The 5,014-nt window shown below is 74.3% G+C and carries 5 protein-coding genes; 3 read left to right on the top strand and 2 right to left on the bottom strand.

The features are described from left to right. The first annotated feature begins 203 nt into the window (after window positions 1-203). Entirely contained in the window at window positions 204-2,495 is a 2,292-nt protein-coding gene (gene secD / locus G3I41_RS18295) for a protein translocase subunit SecD (RefSeq protein WP_164401295.1), read from the top strand. A gap of 51 nt (window positions 2,496-2,546) precedes the next feature. Here the strand turns inward: secD and G3I41_RS18290 are convergent, their stop codons facing one another. Further along, on the bottom strand, window positions 2,547-3,356 hold the full coding sequence (locus G3I41_RS18290; RefSeq protein WP_164401294.1) for a helix-turn-helix transcriptional regulator: 810 nt from the start codon (window positions 3,354-3,356) through the stop codon (window positions 2,547-2,549). Between the two features lie 63 nt (window positions 3,357-3,419). Here G3I41_RS18290 and G3I41_RS18285 point away from each other — a divergent pair, with 63 nt between their 5' ends. Further along, a complete protein-coding gene (locus tag G3I41_RS18285; protein WP_164401293.1) occupies window positions 3,420-3,725 on the top strand; it encodes a 4a-hydroxytetrahydrobiopterin dehydratase in 306 nt (101 codons plus the stop codon). 16 nt (window positions 3,726-3,741) lie between these two features. Here the strand turns inward: G3I41_RS18285 and G3I41_RS18280 are convergent, their stop codons facing one another. Continuing rightward, entirely contained in the window at window positions 3,742-4,704 is a 963-nt protein-coding gene (locus G3I41_RS18280) for a LysR family transcriptional regulator (RefSeq protein WP_164401292.1), read from the bottom strand. A 102-nt stretch (window positions 4,705-4,806) separates the two neighbouring features. On the opposite strand from G3I41_RS18280, the gene G3I41_RS18275 reads away from it, so the two are divergent. Next, window positions 4,807-5,014: class I SAM-dependent methyltransferase (locus tag G3I41_RS18275; protein WP_164401291.1), on the top strand; the 208-nt coding region annotated here is incomplete at its 3' end.

Here is a 5,014-nt window from a genome sequence, read left to right as displayed (position 1 = left end):
GTCCCCTGGTCCGCCCGTACCGCCCCCGCCTCCGCCGTCCAGCGCCCGCGCGCGGCGCTGCCCGGCGTGCGCGGGCCTCCGAGTGCCGGTGTCCACCGGCCCGGGGACCGCTTCGCGGTCCCGCGACCCAGCAACGCCGTGCCGTTCCCGCCGTCCTGACCGGGGTGGGGGCGTGCCCGGCGCCCTCTCGGAGGAAACCCGTAATGACGCGCGCCACCACGGTGCGGGCGGTTCTGGCTGCGGCCGTTCTGCTCGTCTCCGTGTTCATCACGCTGACCATGTCCCCCAGACTCGGCCTGGATCTCCAGGGCGGCACCCGCATGGTGCTCCAGGCCGAGGACTCCGAAACCGCGAAGGCCGACCGCGAGAGCACCGACCGGACTCTGGAGGTGCTGCGCCGCCGCATCGACTCGCTCGGGGTGACGGAGCCGACCCTCACCCGGTCCGGTGAGGACCGGATCATCGTGGAGCTCCCGGACGTCCAGGACCCGCGCAAGGCCGCCGATGTCATCGGCAAGACCGCCCAGCTCACCTTCCACGCCGTCCAGGGCCCGGGCGGAACCGCCGAGGACGGCAAGGGGCTGACCCTGCCCGACGAACAGGGCCGCGAACTGGCTCTCGGCCCCGCCGCGCTCTCCGGCGCCGGGGTCAAGGAGGCGACCGCGTCCTTCGACGCCCAGCAGGGCGCCGGCTGGACCGTGTCGCTCGACTTCCACAAGGACGCGGGCCGGGACTGGACCCGGCTGACCGGGGAGGCGGCCTGCCACCCGGTGCAGGACGAGCGGCGCCGGGTCGCCATCGTGCTCGACCAGCGGGTGATCTCCTCGCCGCAGGTCTCGCCGACCGTCTCCTGCGGTGCGGGCCTGCCCTCCGGCTCCACCCAGATCACCGGCTCGTTCAGCGCGGACGAGGCCCGCGAGCTCGCCCTGCTGATCGAGGGCGGCGCGCTGCCCGTGCCCGTCGAGATCGTGGAGCAGCGGACGGTCGGCCCGACGCTCGGCGCCGCCGCGATCGACGCCAGCGCGCGGGCCGCCCTGATCGGCGCGGCGGCCACCGCCCTGTTCGTCATCGTCGTCTACCGCCTCTTCGGAGCCCTCGCCGCCGTGGCCCTCGCGGCGTACGGAGTGATCTCGTACGCGGCCCTCGTCGCCCTCGGCGTCACCCTGACCCTGCCGGGGCTCGCCGGTTTCGTGCTGGCGATCGGCATGGCCGTCGACGCCAACGTGCTGGTCTTCGAGCGGGCCAGGGAGGAGTACGCCGGGCGGCCCGGGAAGAGCCTGCGGGCCTCGCTGGCCGCCGGGTTCAAGGGCGCCTGGACCGCCGTCGCCGACTCCAACGTGACGACGCTCATCGCGGCCGGGCTGCTGTTCTTCCTCGGCTCCGGACCGGTCAAGGGGTTCGGCGTCACGCTCGCCATCGGCGTCCTGGCGTCGATGTTCTCCGCGCTGGTCATCGCCCGCGCCCTCACCGAGATCGCCGCCCGCTCACGGTTCGTCGCGGACTACCGGGGAGTCAACGGCATCGCGATCCCGGGCCGGGTGCGGACCTGGCTCACCCGGCGCGACCCGCAGCTCATGCGCTTCCCGCGCCGCTGGCTGACGGTCTCGGCCGTCCTGATCGCGGTGGCCGTCGCGGGCATCCTGGTGCGCGGGGTGAACCTGGGCGTCGAGTTCACCGGCGGCCGGCTCGTCGAGTACTCCACCAGCCGCCCCGTGGACGTCGAGACCGCCCGCACCGCCCTCGCGGGGGCCGGGTTCGGGGAGGCGGAGGTCACCACGGCCGGCGCGGGCGACATCTCGGTACGCGCCGGGGAGCTCGACAACGACGGCGAGCACGCGGTGCGGACCGCCCTGGCCGCCGAGGGCGGCGAGGCCACCAAGGTCCGCGACGAGCTGATCGGCCCCAGCCTCGGCGACGAACTGCGGCGCAACGCCCTGATCGCCCTGGCCATCGCCGTGCTCGTGCAGCTGGCCTATCTGGCGGTCCGGTTCCGCTGGACGTTCGCCGTCGCCTCGGTCGGGGCGCTCGTGCACGACGTGATCATCCTGGTCGGGGTGTTCGCCTGGCTGGGACGCACCGTCGACGGCATCTTCCTGGCGGCGCTCCTCACCGTCATCGGGTACTCCGTCAACGACTCCGTCGTGGTCTTCGACCGGGTCCGGGAGCTGTGGGCCAAGGCCCGCCGCAAGCCCCTCGCGGACGTGGCGAACCGGGCGGTCCTGCAGACCGTGCCCCGGACGGTGAACACCGGGATGGGCGCCCTGTTCATCCTCGCCGCCCTCGCCGTCCTCGGCGGCGACTCGCTGGAGGACTTCGCGCTCGCCCTGCTGATCGGCGTCGTCGTCGGTACGTACTCCTCGGTGATGACCGCCGTACCGGCCGCGCTGCTGCTGGAACGCACCAGCAAGGTGCCGCCGCCCGCCCGCACCCGGGCCCCGCGCGCCCGGCAGGGCGCCGGACGCCGCGACCCGCACGACAACGGGGCGCGGGTGTAGCGCGGACGGGCCCGTGTCACCGGAACTGGCGGGCACGGGCCCGGCCCGCCCTCAGAGCGCCGACGAGCGCAGATACGCGGCGGTGTCCTCGTCGGCCGGCAGCAGCGTCTCGATGGCCAGCTCCGCCACCGTCACGTCCATCGGCGTGTTGAACGTGGCGATCGAGGCGACGAACGACAGCACGTGCCCGTCGTGCTCGATGACCAGCGGCAGGGCGAACGGCACCGACGAGGAGGGCGACTGCCAGCCCTCGTGCCCGTCCGGGCCCGCCGGCAGCGGGTACCCCGCGACCTCCTCGTACAGCTCGCGCAGTTCCGGTGAACGGACCAGCGCGATCTGGCGCTCCATCTGGGCCAGCAGATCCGCCCGCCACGCGCGCAGGTTCCGGATGCGCGGGGCCAGGCCCTCCGGGTGCAGGGTGAGCCGCATCGCGTTCAGCGGCGGCGCCAGGAGGTGCTCCGGGACGCCGTCGAGCAGCCGGGTCATCCCCTGATTGGCCGCCACCACGGTGTACGTCCCGTCCACGACGAACGCCGGATACGGTTCGTAGCCTCGCAGCAGCCGGTCGAGACCGTCCCGCAGCGCCCCCATCGCCGGGTCGTCGAGCGCGGTCTCCGCGTAGTGCGGGGCGTAACCCGCCATCACCAGAAGGGCGTTGCGTTCCCGGACCGGCACGTCCAGGTGTTCGGCGAGCCGCAGCACCATCTCCTCGCTGGGGCGCGAGCGCCCCGTTTCGATGAACGAGATGTGCCGGGCCGAGGAGCCGGCCCGCAGCGCGAGCTCCAGCTGACTGACCCGGCGCCGCTCCCGCCAGCTGCGCAGCAGCGGCCCTACCCCCGTGTCGAGCGCGACAGTTGTCATACGGAGACCGTAACGTCACCGGCACCGCCGACCGGCATCGACCACCAGTGAGGGAGCCGCCCCATGCCCGCCGCACCGCTGCCGCAGAACGAGATCGAGGACCGGCTGCGCGAGCTGCCCGGCTGGGCGCTGGACGGGGACCGGATCGCCCGCACCTACCGGCTGCCCTCGCACGTCGCGGCCGCCGCCCTCGCGATGCACGTCGCGGCGATCCAGGACGAGCTGAACCACCACAGCGAGCTGACGCTCGGCTACAACACCGTCGCCCTGACCGTGAACTCGCACGACGCGGGCGGCAAGGTCACCGAGAAGGACCTCGGCCTCGCCGCCCGGGTCGCGGCGGTGGCGCCGGGCCACGGGGCGGAGTAGGGCGGCCGGGCAGTCCTCACGCCGCGGCGCCGAACCGGGGGTGCGTGGCGAGCCAGCGCGCGTAGCTCTCGCTGCGCTCCACCGCCTGGGCGTACGCCGCCCGGGTGTGCCCGCTCACGGCTCCGGCCGCCGCCGACGCGGCGGCCGAGCGCGGGTGCCAACCCAGCAGGTGGCGCCAGCTGAGCGGCGCCCCGGTGACCGGACGCGTCACCACCCCCGGCGTCGGCGGGAACGTCGCCCGGCACAGCCCCACCGCGCGCCCCACCTGGACGAGATGCACGACGGACGAGGTGTCCGTCTCGTACACCGACACCGGACGGAACCCCGCCCGCGCGCACGCCGCCACGAAGCAGTCGGCGAAGCAGCCGTCGCCCGGCACGTCCGCCCAGCACTCCTCCGCCAGCTCGGACAGCTCCAACTCGCCCCGCGCGGCCAGCGGATGGGTCTCGGGAAGCATCACGAAGACCGGATCGACCCCGACGACCTGCCACTCCAGCCGGTCCGTCTCCGGCGGGGCGCTCTCGCCGCAGGTCCCGATCAGCGCGAAGTCGAGCCGTCCGTCCACCAGTTGCGAGGCGATCTCGGCCACCGACCAGGAGGTGTACGTGGACACCGGCGCCGCCGGGTGCGCGGCGGCCAGCCGGTCCACGAGGCCCCCGAGGAGCGGGCCGTGCGTGCCGCCCAGCCGGAACCGCTCCATGGACCCCATCGCGTTGGCGAACCGGACCGCCTCCTCCTGGAGTTCGCTGACGGCGGGCAGCACGATCCGGGCACGCTCCAGCACCAGTTCGCCCAGCGGCGTCGCCCGCGCGCCCGTGTGGTCGCGGTCGAACAGCGGCCCGCCGAGCGCCTTCTCGATCCGGCGCAGCTGTGCGCTGAGGGCGGGCTGCGCGAGGCCCAGCGCGGTGGCGGCCTTGGTCAGGCTGCCCGTGTCGGCGATGGCACGTACGGTTCGCAGATGGCGCAACTCCAGCTCCATCACCGCACGTTATGGCCCCCGTGGCCGCACGGCAATACGTCGGTGGTTCAGACCTCTGGTTCGCGCCCGCGGGTGGCGGTCATGGCCTAGAGTCGCCGCCCGATGCTGGATTACAACCACGAGGCCACGGTCTACGACGACACGCGTGGCGGGCTGCCGCGCGCCGAGGCGGCCGCCGCCGCCGTGCTCGGCCTGCTGCCGGACGCGGTGCGCTCCCTGCTGGACATCGGCTGCGGTACGGGCCTGGTCACCGGACGGATCGCCGCCGGCCGGCCCGGGCTGCGGGTGACCGGCTCCGACGCCGCCCACG

Origin of the sequence: Streptomyces sp. SID9727, assembly GCF_010550605.1 — a bacterium.
In the GTDB taxonomy this organism is placed as follows: Bacteria; Actinomycetota; Actinomycetes; order Streptomycetales; family Streptomycetaceae; genus Streptomyces.
This window is presented reverse-complemented; position numbering and strand designations above follow the sequence as displayed.